The following is a 4663-nucleotide window of genomic DNA, read 5'->3' as shown; positions in this document are numbered from 1 at the left end:
CCGACCGTTTCGACGGCCAGTATGGCATCGGGATCTTGGAAGTCGATCGAGGCCGGCATTCCGGCTTCATCCAGCTTGGTCAGCAGGAATTCGTCGAGAAAACGCTCCTCGTTCTGGCTGGACAGGCGCCCGGCGAATCCGCGGCGGTGCATGCGCACATGGAATCGAGCGCCAGCTAGATCTCGCAGCCAACGGGCGGTGGCCTCGCGCGCTTTTGCCTCGAACTCCGGCGGGGTCTGAAAACCGAACAGAGCCGTGAGGGGAATCGCGCGGGAAATGCACTGCGTGAAGATTTCGGGATCTCTGTCGGACCACTCCTTTAGGGTCCTGAGAAATCCTTCCGAATCTTCGAGCTTCATCACCAGCACATTGAAATAATCGGTTTTGTGGACAGGACCGAGCGTTTCGAGCAGATCGCGGGCACGCCTGAACCCATGCTCGAACACCGAAACGACGACATTCCAGTCGTGCATACCGCCTCCCCAAGTATGTGGCTTGGATTTCGAATATCCTGCCTATGCAGCGCAACTCGGCAGCGCTTATTGCTCAGGGTCGATTTATTCCGGAAAAGTTCCCGCAGGCACGGAGCCGAACCGACGTTCCGGCGTTTTCATCTACGCTTTAGTCATGGAGCTTGCCGGCACCCCATAACGAGACGCGGGAAGGCCGACATGAAGCCATCTGGAAATTCGGGGGGAAGCCGCCACGTGAAGACGAATTACGTACTCATAGACTACGAGAATGTGCAACCGGAGGCGATCTCCGTTCTCGACAAGGAGCATTTCAAGGTTATCGTGTTCGTCGGAGCCAATCAGTCGAAGCTTGCGTTCGAGATCGCTGCCACGCTCCAGCGCATGGGAGATCGAGCGGAGTACGTCAAGATCGCCAGCAACGGCTCGAATGCGCTGGATTTCCACATTGCTTATTACATCGGCCGGCTTGCGGTGTCCGAGCCAGACGCGTATTTTCACATCGTCTCTAAGGACACAGGCTTCGATCCGCTGATTCAGCATCTCAAGAGCAAGAAGATCTTGGTGTGCCGATCGCGGGACGTCACCGACATACCGATCATAAAGGCAGTCAATCCGATGCCCGCGACCGAGAAACTCGACCTCATCATCAGCGATCTTAAGCGGCGCGGTGCTTCAAAGCCGAGAACCGCCCAGACATTATCGAGTACGATCAACTCCCTTTTTCAGAAGCAACTCTCTGAACAAGAACTGGCGTCCCTGCTCCAGGAGTTGCAAAAGCAAGGCCTGGTCACGGTCAACAACACCAGGATTTCTTATGCGCTTCCGGCCTAGAACGGTTCATTGGCGTGGACCGATTAGGAAACGGCGCGTTTTGCCGTCCATTGCACATCAACGAACAAGGCCATGTACGTTCCACCACATTTCGAAGAATCGCGAGTCGAGGTCCTGCACGAACTGATTCGCACTCATCCGCTCGCCACGCTTGTCACATTGTCGTCCGGCGGAATCGACGCGAATCACATTCCTTTACATCTCTCCGAAGAGCAGAGCCGATTCGGCGCCTTACGCGGCCATGTCGCGCGCTCGAACCCGATATGGCGCGACTTGGTTTCGGATGTCGAGACGTTGGCGATATTCCACGGCCCCGACAGCTACGTCACCCCATCCTGGTATGCCACGAAACGGGAGCATGGCAAGGTGGTTCCGACCTGGAACTACGTGGCCGTGCATGCCTACGGTCCGCTTCGCATTATCGATGACCCGGTCTGGCTGCGAAGCCAGCTCGAAGCGCTCACCGACCGGCATGAAGCCTCGTTCAGCGAACCGTGGTCCGTATCGGACGCTCCTCGCGAGTTCACCGACCGTCTGATCGAAGCGATCGTCGGCGTCGAGATCGTCATCACCAAACTCGTGGGCAAATGGAAGGTAAGCCAGAATCAGCCTGAGCCTAATCGGGCGGGCGTGATCCGGGGACTCCGGGAATATGGAAACCATGATGCCCAGGAGATGGCTGCCTTGGTCGAGGAGTTCGACAAACACTCGTCTGCCGCCAAAATGGAAGACACGTAGGTATCATCAATGGCAATCGATGAGATCAAAAACTATGTCGCTCTTTCCGACGAACTGGCAACCGGGGGTCAGCCGACGGAAGAGCAACTTCGGCTGCTGGCGCAGGCAGGCTTCGAAATCATCATCAATCTCGGGTTGCTGGACCCGCGCTACTGCCTGGCGGACGAGGCCGGTCTCGTCCGATCACTGGGCATGACGTATCACCACATTCCGGTCGATTTTCCGGCGCCCGAGTGGAAATACTTCCGGCAGTTCCTCGAGCTTATGGACAAATCGGAAGGCCAGAAAGTGTTTGTCCATTGCGCCCGCAACTATCGGGTCTCCTGCTTCATCGCGCTGTATGGCCAAGCGCGGCTGGGCTGGTCTCTCGACCAGGCCCGGGCGCATATCGGACGCGTATGGGAACCGAACGAAATTTGGGCGAGGTTCCTCGATGCCTCTCGCCCGGCAGCTGATAGTTTGGTGCCGACGAATAATCGGGAGAACACGGCGGACGAAGATAGACCTCGGGAAGATTGACGAAGCGGCACCTACTTTGCTCTATCGAAGCCCGACCCCTACGCACGCGTGCGCCTCGCCCCACCGCTCCTTGGCATTCTTTGCGATGCGACTCACGCGGTGCAGTCAAGGTCCCGGAAGATGGCGTTCGCAGCGCTACTCCGAAGTAATATTGATACCGACGATCTTCGGCCGGTCGTTGAAGCATTGAGCCTCGTCCACGACCATTATCACGCGGCGGCGGGCAACGAACGCAGTAAGCGCGGCGGAATAAAACGTCTCATAGCCGGGAAACGATTTATCCGAGATGTAGCCGTCCGGAGTGGGGCAACCGGCGGGGTTGACGATCGGCTCGGCGGTTACGACGGCGAAGCTATCGGCGTTCCAGCCGGTGCGTACCATGGTGATCGATCCGGGCTGATGAACTGGCTGACCGACGGCTGGCGCGGATAATCCGGCGGCGACCGCGGCGAGCATTATGGCTATAGGGCGCATGTAGTCCTCCGTTGAGGTGGGTGGATGGTGTCAGTCGGCCGTCCGCATGGCGCCGCGAACGATGGGTGTAATGGCGCAGGCGGGGCCGAGCGCGCACTCCGCCGTCTCTTTGACGGCGTTGCTGATCTCGCTGACGAAGGGCTCGGTCGACACGTATTGGCACGCGCTGGCACCCGTCGCCCAAAACCAATTTTGCGAGGTGGCAGGCGTGTTGGGAATGTATCCTCTCGGTGTGCAGGTGGACTGGACCCCCGCGATGCCGACGCCGAATCCGTTGACGGTGACCACAGTCGGACCTCCGCTGTCGCCGCCGTGACCCACCTGGTTCGCGCTGTTCATGACAAGCTCATAACCAGTATCTGTGATAGACGAAGGCATGAAGGGCGCGCTGCGATAGGTACCTTGGCCATCGGATGGCTGTGCGGTGGGCGTGCCGAATACGCCGGTCGCGAAAGTCGAAAAGCCCTGGCCATATTGGGTGACCGTATCGGAGGTAGTCAGTCGGCCGCTGAGCACGACCGATCCGCCACCTTGGTCACGTGCGACGACGTAGATCCGCTGGCTGTCCACCGGGCCGAGATCGGCGGCCCCTAGGTAGACGAGGACAATGTCGCGACTAGGCACCGAACCTGGAGCCGCGTTAATAGTGAAATCATGAATGCGCGAAGCGATGCCGACGCGGTCGGGTGCCCAGTCGGCAGTGATGCGCACCTGGTCGGGCGGCACAAGGGCGCCGGAAATCAGGCCGTCCTGAGTGACACAGTGGCGCGCGGTCAATACCCAATACTGGTTAAGCAGGGTGCCCGAGCAGCCGTTATTAATCGCCACGAGCCCCAGTTGGCGCTGGGTCTCGAGATCAACCTCCGTTCCCGCACCAATCGGCTGTCGTACTCGGCAGATGCGACCTTCCGGGGTATCTTCGCATTCCTGCGCTTGGACATCGTTGCAACCGAGTGTCGCACCGAGCGACAGCAGTGCTGGTAAACCAACGCGCCAAGTAATGCCTCGGAAAGCAAACCTTCCGACTTTCTTCGTCCCGCGCCAATGTGCGTAGGAGCGGTTCAAGGTATCGCCGCAACAAAGGAACGGGTCACTTGTCTGTTGATTGCTTGCCATGCCTTTTCCCTGCTGTCTGCTACGACACGCGGCACCTGCTATTTATTGCATTCGATAGCGCCCCGCCTCCAAAGTTCGTATCTTCCGTGCCCGACGAAAAGATCCTTCCGATTGGATAAGTAATTTGGCCGGCCAGTAGCTTTACTGGACCGACTTTGAAACGAGCCGGGACGGCGAAGAAACCGGATGTCGCGCCAGACCGAGCCGTTTATGAACTTCCTCGCCTGCCTTTAGTCAGCTATTAATCAGGCCCGTAAATACCCTCCTGGTATTTCGGGCCGCCGCCCAGGCCGGTACACGCCCGGCCTGGGCTCACGCGGCTTGTCGCCGCGCCGGGGCGTCCCTGCCCCGGATTAACCCGGCCTATATTTATAGGCCGGGTTAATAGGAAACCTCATCGGATAGGAGATCGCTATGAAAATTCATAGCCTGGTCACATTAGGGACAATATTGACGACACTCCTCACGGCGCGCTCGATACTCGCCCTGGAACCGGGTCAGGACGAGCCGAA

At 58.6% G+C, this 4663-nt stretch carries 6 protein-coding genes; 3 read left to right on the top strand and 3 right to left on the bottom strand.

Features of this window, described 5'->3' with window-relative positions; genetic code table 11:
* On the bottom strand, window positions 1-473 hold a 473-nt coding region (locus ABJK70_RS20615; protein ID WP_347258955.1), incomplete at its 3' end, for a hypothetical protein.
* A 234-nt stretch (window positions 474-707) separates the two neighbouring features.
* On the opposite strand from ABJK70_RS20615, the gene ABJK70_RS20610 reads away from it, so the two are divergent.
* The 3 genes from ABJK70_RS20610 to ABJK70_RS20600 all read left to right on the top strand — a co-directional run bounded on the left by ABJK70_RS20610 (window position 708) and on the right by ABJK70_RS20600 (window position 2561).
* The gene (locus ABJK70_RS20610) at window positions 708-1304 is read left to right on the top strand and encodes a PIN domain-containing protein (RefSeq protein WP_077728157.1); all 597 of its coding nucleotides are present in this window, start codon (window positions 708-710) and stop codon (window positions 1302-1304) included.
* A gap of 72 nt (window positions 1305-1376) precedes the next feature.
* The gene (locus ABJK70_RS20605; RefSeq protein ID WP_347258954.1) at window positions 1377-2042 is read left to right on the top strand and encodes an FMN-binding negative transcriptional regulator; all 666 of its coding nucleotides are present in this window, start codon (window positions 1377-1379) and stop codon (window positions 2040-2042) included.
* 9 nt (window positions 2043-2051) lie between these two features.
* A complete protein-coding gene (locus ABJK70_RS20600) occupies window positions 2052-2561 on the top strand; it encodes a protein tyrosine phosphatase family protein (RefSeq protein ID WP_347258953.1) in 510 nt (169 codons plus the stop codon).
* 135 nt (window positions 2562-2696) lie between these two features.
* On the opposite strand, the gene ABJK70_RS20595 is transcribed toward ABJK70_RS20600, so the two are convergent.
* Window positions 2697-3035, bottom strand: coding sequence for a hypothetical protein (locus ABJK70_RS20595; RefSeq protein ID WP_143735037.1), 339 nt, complete (start codon window positions 3033-3035; stop codon window positions 2697-2699).
* Between the two features lie 30 nt (window positions 3036-3065).
* Window positions 3066-4151, bottom strand: coding sequence for a trypsin-like serine protease (locus ABJK70_RS20590; RefSeq protein WP_077728161.1), 1086 nt, complete (start codon window positions 4149-4151; stop codon window positions 3066-3068).
* Between the last annotated feature and the right edge of the window lie 512 nt (window positions 4152-4663).

Origin of the sequence: Methylocaldum sp. (genome assembly GCF_039794385.1) — a bacterium.
Lineage (GTDB): Bacteria > Pseudomonadota > Gammaproteobacteria > Methylococcales > Methylococcaceae > Methylocaldum.
Note: the sequence above shows the minus strand (reverse complement) of the source record. Positions and strands in the feature narration are given on the sequence as shown.

Excerpts from the sequence above, each read along its gene's own strand:
- ABJK70_RS20600 (WP_347258953.1), top strand. The coding sequence starts at position 2,052 with ATGGCAATCGATGAGATCAAAAACTATGTCGCTCTTTCCGACGAACTG.
- ABJK70_RS20595 (WP_143735037.1), bottom strand. The coding sequence starts at position 3,035 with ATGCGCCCTATAGCCATAATGCTCGCCGCGGTCGCCGCCGGATTATCC.
- ABJK70_RS20590 (WP_077728161.1), bottom strand. The coding sequence starts at position 4,151 with ATGGCAAGCAATCAACAGACAAGTGACCCGTTCCTTTGTTGCGGCGAT.
- ABJK70_RS20605 (WP_347258954.1), top strand. The coding sequence starts at position 1,377 with ATGTACGTTCCACCACATTTCGAAGAATCGCGAGTCGAGGTCCTGCAC.